Annotated in this window: 14 protein-coding genes and 1 pseudogene; 7 read left to right on the forward strand and 8 right to left on the reverse strand. The window is 71.0% G+C overall.

The genetic code is table 11. From position 1 onward, the window contains the following. Positions 1 to 210: 210 nt before the first annotated feature. Positions 211 to 744, forward strand: a complete 534-nt coding sequence (locus tag AB0395_RS20145) for a hypothetical protein (RefSeq protein WP_366282555.1) — start codon at positions 211 to 213, stop codon at positions 742 to 744. Between the two features lie 269 nt (positions 745 to 1,013). Here the strand turns inward: AB0395_RS20145 and AB0395_RS20150 are convergent. Beyond that, positions 1,014 to 1,675: pseudogene (locus tag AB0395_RS20150) on the reverse strand (ABC transporter ATP-binding protein); the annotation flags it as partial. A gap of 42 nt (positions 1,676 to 1,717) precedes the next feature. On the opposite strand from AB0395_RS20150, the gene AB0395_RS20155 reads away from it, so the two are divergent. Continuing rightward, positions 1,718 to 2,107, forward strand: a complete 390-nt coding sequence (locus AB0395_RS20155; protein ID WP_366282556.1) for a LysR substrate-binding domain-containing protein — start codon at positions 1,718 to 1,720, stop codon at positions 2,105 to 2,107. Between the two features lie 93 nt (positions 2,108 to 2,200). On the opposite strand, the gene AB0395_RS20160 is transcribed toward AB0395_RS20155, so the two are convergent. Together AB0395_RS20160 and AB0395_RS20165 are read right to left on the reverse strand one after the other, a co-directional pair. Next, positions 2,201 to 3,748 carry a helix-turn-helix domain-containing protein gene (locus AB0395_RS20160; RefSeq protein WP_366282557.1) on the reverse strand — a complete coding sequence of 516 codons (1,548 nt, stop codon included), beginning with the start codon at positions 3,746 to 3,748 and terminating at the stop codon, positions 2,201 to 2,203. Continuing rightward, a complete protein-coding gene (locus AB0395_RS20165; protein ID WP_366282558.1) occupies positions 3,745 to 4,845 on the reverse strand; it encodes a DUF917 domain-containing protein in 1,101 nt (366 codons plus the stop codon). The genes AB0395_RS20160 and AB0395_RS20165 overlap by 4 nt, the downstream gene beginning before the upstream one ends. Before the next feature lie 135 nt (positions 4,846 to 4,980). On the opposite strand from AB0395_RS20165, the gene AB0395_RS20170 reads away from it, so the two are divergent. From AB0395_RS20170 to AB0395_RS20185, 4 genes are all read left to right on the forward strand, one after another. After that, positions 4,981 to 6,315, forward strand: a complete 1,335-nt coding sequence (locus AB0395_RS20170; protein ID WP_366282560.1) for a cytosine permease — start codon at positions 4,981 to 4,983, stop codon at positions 6,313 to 6,315. A gap of 2 nt (positions 6,316 to 6,317) precedes the next feature. Next, positions 6,318 to 7,862: a hydantoinase/oxoprolinase family protein gene (locus tag AB0395_RS20175; protein WP_366282561.1), complete on the forward strand. Its 1,545-nt coding sequence runs from the start codon at positions 6,318 to 6,320 to the stop codon at positions 7,860 to 7,862. 46 nt (positions 7,863 to 7,908) lie between these two features. Further along, positions 7,909 to 9,003 carry a DUF917 domain-containing protein gene (locus tag AB0395_RS20180; protein ID WP_366282563.1) on the forward strand — a complete coding sequence of 365 codons (1,095 nt, stop codon included), beginning with the start codon at positions 7,909 to 7,911 and terminating at the stop codon, positions 9,001 to 9,003. A 64-nt stretch (positions 9,004 to 9,067) separates the two neighbouring features. After that, positions 9,068 to 9,790, forward strand: coding sequence for an SDR family oxidoreductase (locus tag AB0395_RS20185; RefSeq protein WP_366282564.1), 723 nt, complete (start codon positions 9,068 to 9,070; stop codon positions 9,788 to 9,790). 5 nt (positions 9,791 to 9,795) lie between these two features. Here the strand turns inward: AB0395_RS20185 and AB0395_RS20190 are convergent, their stop codons facing one another. Then, positions 9,796 to 10,293, reverse strand: coding sequence for an anthrone oxygenase family protein (locus AB0395_RS20190; protein ID WP_366282566.1), 498 nt, complete (start codon positions 10,291 to 10,293; stop codon positions 9,796 to 9,798). 110 nt (positions 10,294 to 10,403) lie between these two features. On the opposite strand from AB0395_RS20190, the gene AB0395_RS20195 reads away from it, so the two are divergent. After that, complete coding sequence (locus tag AB0395_RS20195; RefSeq protein ID WP_366282567.1) at positions 10,404 to 11,402, forward strand: AraC family transcriptional regulator; 999 nt, start codon at positions 10,404 to 10,406, stop codon at positions 11,400 to 11,402. A gap of 98 nt (positions 11,403 to 11,500) precedes the next feature. On the opposite strand, the gene AB0395_RS20200 is transcribed toward AB0395_RS20195, so the two are convergent. The 4 genes from AB0395_RS20200 to AB0395_RS20215 form a co-directional block, all read right to left on the reverse strand. Further along, positions 11,501 to 12,067, reverse strand: coding sequence for an anthrone oxygenase family protein (locus AB0395_RS20200; protein WP_366282569.1), 567 nt, complete (start codon positions 12,065 to 12,067; stop codon positions 11,501 to 11,503). 47 nt (positions 12,068 to 12,114) lie between these two features. Beyond that, on the reverse strand, positions 12,115 to 12,921 hold the full coding sequence (locus AB0395_RS20205) for an ABC transporter ATP-binding protein (RefSeq protein WP_366282571.1): 807 nt from the start codon (positions 12,919 to 12,921) through the stop codon (positions 12,115 to 12,117). 215 nt (positions 12,922 to 13,136) lie between these two features. After that, positions 13,137 to 13,781 (reverse strand): hemerythrin domain-containing protein, encoded by a 645-nt coding sequence (locus AB0395_RS20210; RefSeq protein WP_366282573.1) that lies wholly within the window; start codon positions 13,779 to 13,781, stop codon positions 13,137 to 13,139. Between the two features lie 166 nt (positions 13,782 to 13,947). Then, a complete protein-coding gene (locus AB0395_RS20215; RefSeq protein ID WP_366282575.1) occupies positions 13,948 to 14,781 on the reverse strand; it encodes an NAD(P)H-binding protein in 834 nt (277 codons plus the stop codon). Between the last annotated feature and the right edge of the window lie 177 nt (positions 14,782 to 14,958).

Here is a 14,958-nt window from a genome sequence, read left to right on the forward strand (position 1 = left end):
TCAGTATCCGGCCGAACGCCCGATTACGGCAGGGCCGAAAGGCCCGAGGAACGAAACGGAGCCCCTCGCCCGGCGCGTAGGCCAAGGCCGAAGGTCCCGGCGACCGGAGTCGTACGGCACTGCACGCCACCCGCCGCAACCGGTGTCCTTGAAGGGCGGCAAGAACCTCCCAAGGACCGGTACGGCCACACCCGAAAGGCGGCATCCCCCATGAGCACCGATTCCCCCACCATCAGCACCGGTTCGCAGCGAGCCACGACAGGTCCGGCCGGTTACGCCTGGGCCGTCGCGCGTATCGCCCTCGGCTGGGTGTTCCTGTGGGCGTTCCTGGACAAGACCTTCGGCCTGGGCTTCGCCACCCCGGCCGGGAAGGCGTGGATCTCCGGCGGCAGCCCCACCACGGGCTTCCTCAAGGGCACCGCGGGCAACAGTCTGGGCGGCCTGTTCTCCGGCCTGGCGGGCCAGGCCTGGGTCGACTGGCTGTTCATGCTCGGCCTGCTCGGCGTCGGCGCCGCCCTGGTGCTGGGCGCGGGACTGCGCGTCGCCGCCGTCGCGGGCACTCTGCTGCTGGTCCTCATGTGGGCCGCGGAGCTGCCCCTGGCCACCAACCCGTTCGTGGACGACCACCTGATCTACGCGATCGTCCTGGTCGGCCTGGCCCTGGCCAACGCGGGTGAGACGCTGGGCATCGGCGCCTGGTGGGGCCGCACGCCGCTGGTCCGCGCCTACCCGGCGCTGAAGTAGAGGAAGGCGGGCCCGGCCCGCATCCATACCCCCGCGTGGTCCCCCTCGTAGCGGGGGACCGGCAGCAGCTCCGGCGCGTAGAGCAGTTTGACGCCGTCCCTGGCCACCTCCTCCAGCGCCCGCAGGTCCAGCTGTGGCCCGGCCGGGTCCTCGACCATCCCCACCCTGACCACCTGGGCGCCAAGGAAACGCAGCATCCGCTCGACGAACAGGTACTCCGGGTCGGCGAGCGCCACCACGTCACCGTGGTCGACCAGCGCCGGGACTCGTTCCGCGCAGGCCGTCCGCTGGCTCTCGTCGAGCCGGTCGAGGTAGGTGGGGCAGCGGCTGCGGAAGCGGCAGCCCGCGGGAGGGTGCAGGGTGCTTGGGATCTCGCCGCGCAGCACCGTGTGTTCCCTGGCGCGTTCCTTGCGTGGGTCGGGCACCGGGACGGCGGAGATCAGGGCCTGGGTGTAGGGGTGGGACGGCCGGTCGAAGACACCGTCGCGGTCCCCGGTCTCGACGATCCGGCCGAGATACATCACCGCGACCCGGTCGGCGATGTGCCGGACGACCGACAGATCGTGTGCGATGAACAGGTAGGAAAGGCCGAGCTTGTCCTGCAGGTCCTGGAGCAGGTTGATCACGTCCGCCTGGACCGAGACGTCCAGCGAGGAGATCGGCTCGTCCAGGATGAGCGCCCGCGGGCGCAGGGCCAGCGAGCGGGCGATCCCGATCCGCTGCCGCTGCCCGCCGTCGGCTTCTCAAGCGCCATCAGCAGCTTGCCGATCGTGGACTTGCCCGAGCCGGACTCGCCGACCAGCCCGAGCGTCTCGCCCGCCGCGAGTTCCAGCGACACCCCGCATACGGCGTGCCGCAGGCCGACGGTCCTCCGCAGGAGACCGCCGCCCCGCACCGGATAGTGCTTCACCAGCCCGTCGGCGACGACCAGCGGGGCCGGTGCGCCCTGCGGCGCGGCGACGACGTCTCCGACGTGCTGGTCTCCCACACGCACCCGCTCGCCGACAGGACCTCGGTCGAGCTCGACGACCTGCGGGAGGAGTCCTGGCTCTACGAGCCAGGCTCGGTGGCCCACGACTTCCTGCTCAACGCCTACCGCCGCTCGCCCGGCCTCACCCGGTTCACCCACATGGTCGGCGAGTACGCAAGCCAGATCGAGATGGTCGGCGCGGGGCTCGGCGTCGCCCTGGTGCCCCGGATGGGCCGGGGGCCGCTGCCCGCGACCGTCCGCGCGCTCACCGTCCGGTCGGCCCCGCTCCGGAGGATCTACGGCGTGTGGCGGACCCCCACCGGACGGCGTCCCGCGCTCACCGCCGCGCTGGGCGTGCTGGAGGCGACCTGCGTGCGGCTGGAACAGCAGTGAGCCATCCCCGGGGCGCAAGCGGCCTCGCTCTGCCCGCCACGAGGGCGGCCGGGTAGATGCCCCGCAGGACGAGGAGAGGAGTCGTGCGGGCGTTCAGTCTCTGTCGAGGCGCCACATCCGGCAGGCGAGCTGGACGGCGAGCCGGTCGTCCGGGTCGCTCAATGGCACGCCGAGCAGCGCCTCGGCCCGGTGAACGCGGCGGGTGACGGTGTTGCGGTGCAGGCCGAGCCGGTGTGCGGTCGCCGCCGTCGAGCAGCCGCTGTCAAGGTAGCACTCGACCGTCTCCAGGAGTGCCTCCCGCCTGTCGCGCAGCAGCGGCGCGAGCATCTGCTCGGCCTCCTCGCGAGCGGTCTGCGAGCCGTACCAGTCGAGCAGCATCCGCTTGGCACCCAGGTCGTCGCTGTGCTGTACCGTCCCGGGCCTGCTGGAGGCGGAGGCCACGAGAGAGGCCCGGCGCGCGTCGGCGAGGGTGGTGACCAGGCCCGCAGGTCCGGCGGCGGCGCGTCCGATGCCCGCCGTGATCGGGGGAACGTTCGGGGTCGCGTGATATTCGCCGAGTGCCCGGTGCACCGCGGCGGTGATCGCCACGCTGTCGGAGCCCGGCTGCTCGGTGGTGCGCCAGCCCGACCATCCGCCCGCCTGCTCGACGAGCGGCCCTTTCACGCCGTGTGCGTCGAGCCTGGCGGCCAGGAGCCGCGTGACCGTTGCGGGGGCGGGAACGGACGAGCCGATGAGCGTGATGTGGATACCGCAGTGCCATCCGTCCAGCCGCCAGCCCAGCCGCGCAGCCTGGCCCGCGAGGTGGGGGGACAGGGGGCCGTCGAGAGCGAGTATCTCGGTCAGAAGCCCGCCGCGTGTGCGGGCGTCCCGCTCGGCCGTGAGCCGTTCCGCGGCGTACCAGGCCGCGGCGTAGGCCGCCCCCATGTCGAGCAGGCCGAGCGCCGTCTCACGCCAGAGGGGGCCGGAGCGCTCCGACTGGGAGACGATCCACAGTCGCGAGTCGTCCGTGCCGGGCACCGGGCACAGGGCGGTGGACACCTGGCCCGTCCGCTCGACGGTCGGCACCGGAGCGCCTGCCGGCACCGTTACGGCGTGCCTGGGCACGGTGCCCGCCAGCACGGTTCCGTCGGTCGTCGACAGGGACGTACGGCCGTCCAGTTCCGCATCGAGCACGGCCATGACGCGGTTGAGCGAGCCCGCGGCCCGCAGCCGGGCTGCGCCCGCGGCGAGCCGCCGTCCGACGGCGGCCTGCGGCGCGTGGACCAGGGCGAGGAGGCCGGCGGCCAGGGTCTGTGGCGCGGTGCCCGGTGTGGCCACGATCGGCAGCCTGAGCCGGTCGGCCAGCCGTACCGTCGACAGCGTGGGCGTGAAGGGGCCGCCCGCGACGATCAGCAGCCGCCCGTTACGGCCGTGCAGGCGGCGGCAGACGATCTCGACCAGGTGCTGGCGGCGGTGGGCCGAGCTCCTGCCACCGAGGTCGAACACCGCCGCGGTCCCGTAGGGGACCGTGTCGAGCTCGGCGCCGGTGACGACCAGCGCGACGTCGCGCACGACGGCGTCCAGCCCCGTCCGGCCGCCGACGATCAGGCCGTCGCGGAGTGTCTCCTCGGCCAGCAGGTCGCCGACGGTCACGCCGATCATCTCGTCTCCGTGAGGTGTCCGGGCGCGCCGGTGCCGTGCCCGTCACCTCGCGCCGCCTCGTCCGGCATGTCCAGGCCGAACGCCGTCGGACCCATGAGCCGGTCGGCCTCGGGCGTGCCGAGCGCCGCGGGGGCGGGCAGCGCCAGGATGTCGACGTGCTGGCCCGCCGCCACCTCCTCGGTGGAGACGTGACGCCAGGTGCGGGCGTGCAGCACCGCGATGATCTCCGGCACCCTGGCTGTCACGACGCCCTCGTCGAGGGCGAGGAGGTATTCGTCCGCCATCTCAAGCCTGAGCGTCCGGCCGTCGGCCGCGTGCTCGACGGTGACCGAGCCTGTGACGCTCGTCCGCCCGCGCTGCCGTACTTCGAGCACCGTCCCGGTGCCCAGCCTGCGCGCGTGGGCGTACTCGAGCATCCGGTCGCGTTCCGCGGGATCGTGCCGCGCGCGGCCGAGGGCCCGGCCGAACTCCAGCGCTCGGCTGAAGGTGCCGGGCAGGGCGTGCCTGCGGGAAGTCTCCGCGCGCATCGCGCACTGCGCGGAGGCGGCCCAGCCGCCCAGGGCGGGCAGCACCGTGCGGGCCAGCCGTTCAAGGGCCGCGCCGTCGGCCCGGGTGATCAGCATTTCGGTGCCGGAGGGGTCGGCCAGTGCGATTGGCGCGGTCGGCAGCCCGGCGAGGGTGAAAACCGTCTGGTCGAGGCGGGGGAAGGCGCGGCCCATCCCGTCGGCGTCGACGAGCGGTAGGCCGAGCCAGGCGGCGGTGGCCACCGCCAGCAGGGCGTTGATCCCTCCCGTCTCCAGGCCGTGTACGGCGACGGCCTCGATGCCCAGGTGCCGCTCAAGCGCGCGCACCGCGGCGGCGAACTCGGTCCCGCTGGGCGGTCGCTCCACCATGACGCTGATCGCGCCGATCGCCCCCACCGGCACCACCCACGCGTCGGGGTCCAGGTCGGCTGCGTGGATGAGGGGAACCGGGCCGTGCAGGCGGAGCGCATGCCGCAGGACGGCGGTCATCGCCGCGGCGGCGCCTCCGCCGCCCGAGCCGAGCAGCGTCGCACCCTCCGCGAGATCAGCCGCGTCGTCCGCTCTGATCTGCATGAACGGAGGCTAACACCGGTGTGGTGCACTTTGCACCACATGGCATGGGTTGTGGTGCAAAGTATCCATTTCGCAGTAATTGCCATGGGCCTAGCGTGCATTCAACGCCACACACCCCCCGCTCCGGAGGCCACCATGACATCTGCTGACTCCGCGGAAGTCCCCACGAAAGAGGCGGTGATCGGCAACGACGACTACGCCCTGCACCGTGTGCCGCAGAACGCCCGCCATCACTGGTTCTCTATTGCCACCCAGCGCTTCGGGCAGCTCTCGGCGCTTCCCCAGTTCATGCTCGGCGCCACGCTCGGCATGGGCATGTCGTTCTGGGAGGCGGTAGGCGCCATCACCCTGGGCGCGGCGATCCTGGAAATCGTCGCGATCGTGGTGGGGGTGATCGGGGTCCGCGAGGGTATGTCCACCTCGGTGCTCGCCCGCTGGACGGGCTTCGGCAGATACGGCGCGGCCCTCATCTCCCTGACCATCGCGATCAGCCTTGTCGGCTGGTTCGGGATCCAGAACGCGGTCTTCGCCGAAGGCCTGCACTCCCTGCTCGGCGGCCCGCCGCTGTGGGTGTGGACGCTGATCGCGGGCGTGTTCGTCACCCTCATTGTCGTGGGCGGGATCGGCGGCATGCGATGGACGGCGTACGTGACGGTTCCGCTGTTCATCGCGCTGGCCGGGTGGTCGATCGCCTCCGAGCTCTCACGCCACTCCCTCGGCACACTGGTCTCCTCGCCCGCGCCCGGCCCGTCGTTGAGCATGACGGCGGCCACGACCCTCGTGGCCGGCAGCTTCATCGCCGGCGCGGTCATCACGCCGGACATGACCCGCTACAACCGCGGCATCGCCGATGTGATCAAGCAGACCGTCGTCGGGATCACGCTGGGCGAATACGTCATCGGTCTCATCGGCGTCCTGCTCGCGCACGCCCTGAGGACCGGGAACGTGGTCTCCATCGTCGTGTCGACCAGCGGCACGATCGGCGTGATCATCCTCGTCGCGAGCACCTTGAAGATCAACGACTGGAACCTGTATTCCTCCTCGCTCGGCTTCGTCAACATCATCGACACGCTGACCGGGCGCCGGGTGGACCGCGCGCTCGTCACGGTGGTGCTCGGCGTCGCAGGAACCCTGCTGGCCGCGGCCGGCATCCTCGGCCACTTCACGGACTTCCTGATCGTGCTGGGTGTGGCCCTGCCGCCCGTCGCGGGAATCATGATCGCCGAGTACTTCGTCGTACGGCGCTGGAGACCCGTCCTGGACGCCGCGGGCGACGCGGTGCCGGACCGGGCGCCCGCCTGGGTGCCGGCCTCCCTGGTGCTGTGGCTGGCCGCCTTCCTGGTCGGCAAGTACGTCACCTGGGGCATCCCCGCCCTGAACTCCCTGGTCTTCGCGTTCGCCGGCTACGCGTTCGCCGGCAAGCTCGGCCTCACCCGGGGTGTTGGCAGTGAAACGGAAAGGAAACAGTGAACGTGCGCATCGGAATCGATGTCGGAGGCACCAACACCGACGCCGTCCTCATGGACGGGACCACGGTACTGGCCGAAATCAAGACCTCCACGACGGACAACGTGACCGGTGGTGTCGTCACGGCGCTCCGGGGCCTGAGCGAGGCCGCCGGGTTCACGCCCGCCGAGATCCAGGCCGTCATGATCGGCACGACGCATTTCACCAACGCGATCGTGGAGGGAAGCCGTCTCGCGCCGACCGCCGCCATCCGGCTGGGACTGCCCGCGACCAAGGCGCTGCCGCCGATGGTGGACTGGCCGGAACGCCTGAAGACCGCGATCGGCGGCCGCGCGTACCTGTGCCACGGCGGCAACGAGTTCGACGGCCGAACCATCTCGGAACTGCGTCCCGACGAGATCAAACGGGCGGCCGAGGAGATCGGCGCGGCCGGTGTGCGCTCGGTGGCCATCTCCTCGGTGTTCTCGCCGGTCAGCGCCGACTTCGAGCTGCGCGCCGCCGAGATCGTCGCTGCGGCGCTGCCGGACGTTCACATCAGCCTCTCCCACCAGATCGGCCGGATCGGCCTGCTGGAACGGGAGAACGCGACGATCGTCAACGCCTGCCTGCGCGACCTCGCCGACACCATCGTGGACGCCTTCGCCGAGGCGCTCGCCACGGTCGGCATCCGCGCGCCGCTGTACCTCTCCCAGAACGACGGCACGCTGATGGACGTCGAGTACACCAGGAAATACCCGGTCGCGACGTTCGCCTCGGGACCGACCAACTCGATGCGCGGCGCGGCGCTGCTGTCCGGTCTGGCCGACTGCGCGGTGGTCGACATCGGGGGAACCACCACCGACGTCGGCGTGCTGACCGGCGGGTTCCCTCGCGAGGCCGCGAACGAGGTCGACTTCGGCGGGGTGCGGAGCAACTTCCGGATGCCCGACGTGCTGTCGATCGGTGTCGGCGGCGGCAGCGTGGTGCGCGAGGAGGGCGTGGGACCCGACAGCGTCGGGCACGAGCTGACCAAGCGGGCGCTGGTCTTCGGCGGCGACACCCTCACCGCGACGGACATCGCGGTCGCCGCGGGGTACGCCGACATCGGCGACCCCTCCCTGGTCCGCCACCTCGCCCCAGCCCTCGTCACCGGCGCGCTCGACCGGATGGCCCGCGACATCGGCGAGGTCGTCGACCGGATCCGGACCTCTCCCGAGCCGATCCCGGTGGTGATCGTGGGAGGCGGGTCGATTCTCGTCCCCGGCTCGCTGCCCGGATTCGACCGGGTGCACCGACCCGACCACTTCGCGGTCGCCAACGCCATCGGCGCCGCGATCGCCCAGGTCGGTGGGGAAGTCGACCGGATCTTCGCGATCGGCTCGCAGGACCGCGACCAGGTGCTCGACCAGGCCAAATCGGAGGCCGCCGACGCGGCCGTCGCGGCCGGCGCCAGGCCGGGCAGCGTGCGGATCGTCGAGGTGGACGAGGTCCCACTGGCCTACCTGCCGGGCAACGCCGTGCGCGTCCGGGTCAAGGCCGTCGGGGAGCTCCAGCTGGGAGAGCACATATGACCGTCCTGCGGGCCACCGCACGGCGGCGGATGAAAGGTGATGAGAGATGACCGTGCGGCAGATCACAGCGGATCGGATGGCGGACATCGCCCGCGGCGCCGCGATCCTCGGCGCGGGCGGTGGCGGCGACCCCTACATCGGGCGCTTGCTGGCCGAGCAGGCGATCCTGCGGCACGGTCCGGTGACGCTGGTCGACATCGACGACGTGGCCGACGACGCGGTCGTGGTGCCGGTGGCGATGATGGGCGCGCCCACGGTGATGGTGGAGAAGCCGCCCAGCGGAGAGGAGATCCACACGGCGCTGCGCGCGCTGCAGGAGGTCCTCGGGCGGGAGATCACCCACCTGGCGTGCATCGAGGCGGGCGGGGTCAACTCGACGATCCCGATCGTGGCCGCCGCCGAGACCGGCCTGCCGCTCCTGGACGCCGACGGCATGGGCCGTGCCTTCCCGGAGTTGCAGATGGTGCTGCCCACGCTGGCCGGGGTCTCCACCTGCCCGCTGGTGCTCGCCGACGAGAAGGGCAACACCTCCCTGCTGCGTACGGCCGACAACCGCTACGCCGAGCGGTTCGCCAGGTCGATCGCGGTGGAGATGGGGTGCAGCGCGATGACCGCGCAGTACATCCTGCGCGGCTCGCAGCTGCGCGACGCCCTGGTGCCCGGCACACTGACCCTCGTCGAGCGGCTCGGCCGGACCGTGCGGGAGGCGCGCGGCCGCCGCGACCCGGTCGCCGCGGCCGTCGGCGTCCTGGGCGGCCGGCTGCTGTTCACCGGCAAGGTCGTCGACGTGGTGCGGCGTACCTCCGGCGGATTCGCGTACGGCACCGCCCGGCTGACCGGCACCGGGGCGTATGGTGACAGCGCCCTGGAGCTGGAGTTCCAGAACGAGAACCTGGTTGCCCGGCTCGACGGCCGGGTCGTCGCAGGCGTTCCCGACCTGATCTGCGTGCTGGAGACGGACGGCGGCGAGCCGGTCACGACCGAGGGTCTGCGGTACGGGTTCCGGGTCAGCGTCGTCGGCGCGCCCTGCGACCCCCGCTGGCGCACGGCCGAGGGCCTGGCCCTCGCCGGACCCGGTTATTTCGGGTACGACCACGACTACGTGCCCGTCGAGCTGTCGGCCACACGGGGCGGGAGCTGACCGCGGTGTCCTGTCTTTCCCGTCACCGCACACCCATCACGAGCTCGACCATCGAGGAGAACACATGACCAAGGACTTGAGCGGCCGTACCGTCGTCATCGTCGGAGGCGGCTCGGGCACAGGCCTTCAGGTCGCCCGCCGCGTGCTCGCCCAAGGCGCCCGCGTGGTCCTCGGCGGGCGGACCGAGAGGAAACTGGCCGCCGCCGCCTCCGAGCTGGGCGCCGCGGCGACCTGGCGGGTGGTCGACAACACCGACAGGGGCTCCCTCGCCGCTTTCTTCCACGACCTCGACCGGATCGATCACCTGTTCACCCCGGCCGCCTCCTACCAGGTGGGGCCCATGCTCAAGCTCACCGACGAGGAGGCGGAAAGCCCGTTCACCTCGAAGTTCTGGGGTCAGTACCACGCGGTCAAGTACGCGGCGCCCAAACTCGCCGCCGACGGCTCGGTGGTGCTGATGTCCGGGGCGGCCAGCGTGCGCCCGCCGGTCGCGGCGCCCGCCTACGTGGCGTGCAACGCCGCGATCGAGGGGCTCGGCCGCGGGCTCGCGGTTGAGCTCGCCCCGGTGCGCGTCAACGTCGTCTCCCCCGGGACCATCGACGGCAACCTGTGGTCGCAGCGCCCGGAGGAGATGCGGGAGGCGGCGTTCGCCCAGTACCGCAGGGACACGCTGCTGCACCGGCTCGGCACCGAGGAGGAGGTGGCCGACACGGTCGTCTTCCTGTTCACCAACGGGTACATGACCGGATCGACGCTCTTCCCGGACGGCGGCTACGCCTTCCACTGAGGTCGCTACGCGGCGGGGGTCAAGAGCAGGGCCCAGCACAGGCAGCCGAACGCGGCGATGGATGCGAGCGCGCGCAGGAGGTTCCAGCGGTTCCAGGCCGCCTCGAAGCGCTTGCGCGCCGCCGCCGGATCGGCGACGCGGCCGGCCCTGCCGGCTGCGTCGAGCTGGTTGTTGAGCGGTATGTTGCGCCCGAACGTCATGGCGAGCGACACCGCGTACAGCACGAATCCGGCCGTGACCGGGACCGAGAGCCCCCGGCCTCCGAGCAGATCCAGCACGATGACCACGATGGTGAACAGGGGCGCGCCGAGGAAGGCGGCGGCGAACGGGCCGTTCTGGATCGCCGCGTTGATCCGCTGCATCACCTCGATGAACGTCCGGTCGTCGACCCCGCGCAGCGCGATCATCACAGAGATGGAGAAGCCCCAGAACAGGCCCGCGATCAGTCCCGTGGTGATCGTGGCGAGCACTAGCGACAGGTTGTGCAGCATCTCCGATGGCACCAATCTTCTCTTTCCGACAAGATCACCGGCTTTACACAATAACGCCCTACCGATGAGACTTTCCATATTAGAATCAACAAATTCATGTTGCAGCGTCTAAAATTAGGCCTATGGGCACTCTGACGGATGAGACGCTGACGGGAATGCTGGAGAGCCCGCGAGCGCGCGGCGCGTTCCTGCTCCGGTCGATCCTGAACCCGCCGTGGTCGCTGCGCATCGAGGATCGGGCGCCGCTCTCGCTGGCGACGATGGTCCACGGAGACGCGTGGATCATGCCGGGCAACGGTGAGCCGGCACGGCTGCGTCCGGGAGACGTCGCGATCATGCGCGGGCCGGATGCGTACACGATCGCCGACGCGCCGGACACTGCGCCCCACATCGTGATCCACCCCGGGCAGCGCTGCACCACCCTGCGGGGAGAGGGCCTCGGGGAGACGATGAACCTGGGCGTGCGCACCTGGGGCGACAGCCCGGATGGCGCGGCGGTCATGCTGAGCGGTACCTACCAAATGCACAGTGAGATCGGCCGACGGCTGCTCACCGCGCTGCCGCCCGTGCTGGTCAGGACGATCGGGCCGGGGGACGACTCGCTCATCTTGCTGCTCGGCGAGGAGATCGGCAGGTCCGAGCCAGGACAGGAGCTGGTGCTCGATCGTATTCTCGACCTGATCCTGGTCAAGGTCCTGCGGTCGTGGCTCGCCAGCCCGGGAGCCGGTGCCCCCGCGTGGTACCGGGCACAGCACGATCCTGTCGTCGGCTCCGCTCTGCGGATGCTGCACGGTGAACCCGCCCGCCCGTGGACCGTGGCGGAGCTGGCCGCCAGGACCGGCGTCTCCCGCGCGGGCCTCGCCCGCCGGTTCACCGAGCTGGTCGGTGAACCGCCGATGAGCTACCTCACCGGCTGGCGACTCGCGCTGGCCGCCGACCTGCTCTGCGAGCCGGACGTGACGATAGGTACGGTGGCCAGGCGTGTGGGGTACAGCAGTTCCTTCGCGCTCAGCGCCGCCTTCAAGCGGGTGCGCGGGATCAGCCCGCAGGAGCACCGCAGGAGCAGCGTCGAAGGATCGCGGGCCGCCGGTCAGCCGCAGGTCGCGGCGCTTTCCAGCTGATCCCCGGCCGCCGGTCAGAGGGACCTCCAGGAGGGGCCGGTCACACCGGCCCCTCCGGTGCCGTTCGGGGCGGCACCGGCCTCTCGGCGCGACCGCGTTTATCTGACCTCGTCCCGGCCGTGCAGGGTCAGCGCGCGACCCAGGCAGCCCAGGGCCAGGGTGCAGGCCAGGGCGCGGACGGTGTTGGTCGTGACCCACACTCCCTCGAAGCTTTCGCGGACCGCGGCGAGATCGGCGATCTTCGAGGGGTCTCCGGCGCTCGCCAGCCTCTCGTTGAGGGGGACGTTGACGCCCATCGTGATCGCGAGGGCCACGACGTACAGGACCAGTCCCGCCACGACCCACCGGGCCGCGGCCCGCATGCCGAGGCGGTACTGCACGAAGGCGGAGGCCCCGGTGAACAGGAACGCGCCGAAGAACGTCGTGGCGAACGCGGGGTTCTCGATGGCCTGGTTGATCCGCTGCATGGCGAACACGAAGGTGCGGTCGTCGGTACGGGCGAGGCCGGGCATCACCGACACCGCGAAGGCGTAGAACAGGCCGGCCATGAGTCCCATGGACACCATGCCGAGCCAGAGCAGTGGAGCGGCCCACCACGGAACCGGGGGGCGCCGCGGGCCGCTCATCCGGGGATGCCCGCCGACGGCTTCACGAGTGTAGTTCACTGGGATCTTCCTTCAAGGTTCGTCAAAGGCTCGGATGTCATGGGATGTCAGGCGACCGGCGCCGACGACGCGCAGTGGCTTGCCCGATGTCCCTCGGCGGGCCGGCGCCGGTCGAGGAGGCCGAAGCGGTTGCACAACAGCCGCACCTCGGCGGCGTCGCGGCTGGCGTACAGCATGGCCGTTCCCGCGTCACGCAAGCGGATCAGCGTGGTGAGCAGGCGCTCCTTGCTCTGACCGTCGATCCCGAGGGTGGGCTCGTCGAGCACGAGCAGCCGAGGCCGGTGGAGCAGCGCGACGGCGAGGCTCAGCTCGCGCAGCACGCCGCCCGAACACCGGTCGACCGGGGTGGCACCGTGGCCTTCGATGCCGGCCGTGGCGAGGACCTCGGCCGTACGGTCATCGGAAACGGCACGGGGGAGCCCGACGAGCCGGGCCCAGAACCGCACCGTCTCGACCACGGTGAGCGAGGGGAACGCGGCCGTGTTCTGCGCCATGTAGCTCACCGATCTTCTCAGTGAGGGGCCGTCGATCTGGTCGATCGGACGGCCCTCCAGCAGCACGCTGCCACGGTCGGCCGTCATGAGACCACAGGCGATGCGGACGGCGGTGGTCTTGCCGGATCCGTACGGGCCGGTCAGACCGTACGCCTGGCCCGCGAACACGTCGAAGGAGACGTCGTCGATCACCACTCGGTCGCCGAAGCTGTGGCGCAGCCTGCGGCACGACAGGACGATGCCGTGCCTCGACGCGGGCAGGAGCGCTTCCGCGGGGGCCCGGTCCGGCATGGCCCTGCGCGGCGAGTCCTGGGGCAGACGTTCGGTGGCATAACGGTCGATTTTTACAGGGGCGTTCACGGAGTGCATGAATGTCCTAACTCGACACTGTCCCGAGTGCGACCCGGCGGCGGAACAACAGAAGCCCGTGCGGGCCTCCGGGAGGAACACGTAGTACGGCGAGCGTCTGAAATCACGGTTCTCCACTTGAGCGCGATCGCGGCTGGGTCGGGGACGTCTGGGGGTGGATGCCGCTGTCCAGGCGGGACATGTACCCCGCCGACGCCGGACCGATGTCACCACCACCGCCACGAGTGGTCGTAGCGCCAGCGCAGCAGCGTGCCGCCGAACAGGCGGATCGGCGGCGGGATGGTGGCGTTCACCTTCGCCGCCGTGGTCCTGTCGGCCTGGTCCAGCATCCATGGAAGCAGGAACGTCAGGATCCCGGCCGAGGCGCTCGCGAGCACCCTTCTTTCGATGGAGAGGTATTCATCCACGGTGAGGTCGCCGCTGAAGATGGGGAACACGACCGCCTCCTCCAGACGGAGGTGTTCGCGGATGAGGTCGTCGAACCAGGCGGACGCCGACACCAGGGCCGCGCGGTCGCCGTTGGACCCGAGCGCCGCCGAGACCGCCTCCATGGCCTGGTCGAGCGCCACATGGTCGTGGTTCATCACCTTCTCACTGGCCGCGAACCCGCGCACGCGGCGCCGCAGCGCGGGCCAGACCACGTCGTCCTCGCTGCGGTGATGCCAGTCGATCACGTCGCGCACCTGGCGCCACCAGGCCCCCACCCGGCCGTACATCGCCGGATCCAGGGCCGGTGCGGCCTTGCCCAGTCTGCGGGCGTCGCGGCGCATGGCCACGTGCATCAGGGCGAAGGCACAGAGATGGTCGGGCATGCCGTGGAGGCTGTTCTCACTCGACGTCGGGACGCTCATCGGCGGTACACCTCCCGTGCCGAAGGTGCGGCGTCGGTCCGGGCCGGTCCTGCGGGCACCGGCGCCTTGGCCCGGCCGGCACCTGTGCCGACCGGCAGGATCACGAGCAGCTGCGACATGCCGATGACGTCCCCTCCGGTTGCTTTCGTCTGCGGGTCGGCGGCTCTCAGACGGCCCAGACCCCGGTGGCGGCGGTGTCCCGCGCGTAGTCGCCGAAGTCCTTGGCCTCGCGGCCCAGCGCGCGCCGCACACCGTCGGACAGGTGGGCGTTGCGGCCGTCGAGGACCTGGGCGAACAGCTCGACGATCTCCGTCGGCTGGCCGTTCTCCTGGAGCAGCGTGATGTACTGCTCCATGGTGACGGGCACGTAGCGGACGTCCCTGCCGGTGGCCTTGCCGATCTCGATGGCCACGTCGTCGAAGGTCAGCAGCCGGGGGCCGGTCACCTCATAGGTCTGTCCTGCGTGCCGCCCGTCGGTCAGCGCCGCGACCACGACATCGGCGATGTCGTCCGCGTCGACGAACGGTTCGGCCACGTCGCCGGCCGGCAGCACGATCTCGCCGCGGAGCACGGATTCGAGCAGAAGGTTTTCGCTGAAGTTCTGGTTGAACCAGCTCGCCCGCACGATCGTCCAGTCGGCGCCGGCGTTCCGCACCGCGTCCTCTCCGGCCAGGGCGCCCTCCTCGCCCCTCCCGGACAGCAGGACGAGCCGGTGGACCCCGCAGCGGACGGCGAGTTCGGAGAACGCGGCGACCGTCTCTGCCGCCCCGGGGAACGCCAGGTCCGGCTGGTAGGTGACGTACACCGCGCCGATGCCCTCCAGGGCGGGTTCCCAGGTGTTCCGATCGTTCCAGTCGAACGGCGGTTCGCCCGAGCGTGAACCGACCTGCACCGGCAGGCCACGCGCGTTGAGCCGGGCGACCACCCGGCGACCGGTCTTGCCGGTGCCGCCCACGACCAACGTGGTGTCCGCTTCCAACTTCTGCGTGTCTTCTGTCATGACACTAAGCCAAGCCGCATCGGCTGAGATGATCCATAGTCAGGGGACTCAGTTTCATATGCCGTCGTCTAATTGGTGCGGTGCAACAGCCCGCGTTCGACCTCGCCGAGCGAGGAGCGCTCCGTGGACACGGCGCCGTAGCATTCGCCCAGGTCGGCAGGTTTGGTGGTCTCGCGG

This window comes from Streptosporangium sp. NPDC051023, from assembly GCF_040689595.1.
Lineage (GTDB): Bacteria > Actinomycetota > Actinomycetes > Streptosporangiales > Streptosporangiaceae > Streptosporangium.

Bases quoted from the DNA above. Each gene is read 5' to 3' on its own strand.
- AB0395_RS20180 (WP_366282563.1), top strand. From the start codon at position 7,909: ATGACCGTGCGGCAGATCACAGCGGATCGGATGGCGGACATCGCCCGC.
- AB0395_RS20165 (WP_366282558.1), bottom strand. From the start codon at position 4,845: ATGCAGATCAGAGCGGACGACGCGGCTGATCTCGCGGAGGGTGCGACG.
- AB0395_RS20145 (WP_366282555.1), top strand. From the start codon at position 211: ATGAGCACCGATTCCCCCACCATCAGCACCGGTTCGCAGCGAGCCACG.
- AB0395_RS20170 (WP_366282560.1), top strand. From the start codon at position 4,981: ATGACATCTGCTGACTCCGCGGAAGTCCCCACGAAAGAGGCGGTGATC.
- AB0395_RS20210 (WP_366282573.1), bottom strand. From the start codon at position 13,781: ATGAGCGTCCCGACGTCGAGTGAGAACAGCCTCCACGGCATGCCCGAC.
- AB0395_RS20185 (WP_366282564.1), top strand. From the start codon at position 9,068: ATGACCAAGGACTTGAGCGGCCGTACCGTCGTCATCGTCGGAGGCGGC.
- AB0395_RS20215 (WP_366282575.1), bottom strand. From the start codon at position 14,781: ATGACAGAAGACACGCAGAAGTTGGAAGCGGACACCACGTTGGTCGTG.
- AB0395_RS20195 (WP_366282567.1), top strand. From the start codon at position 10,404: ATGGGCACTCTGACGGATGAGACGCTGACGGGAATGCTGGAGAGCCCG.
- AB0395_RS20160 (WP_366282557.1), bottom strand. From the start codon at position 3,748: ATGATCGGCGTGACCGTCGGCGACCTGCTGGCCGAGGAGACACTCCGC.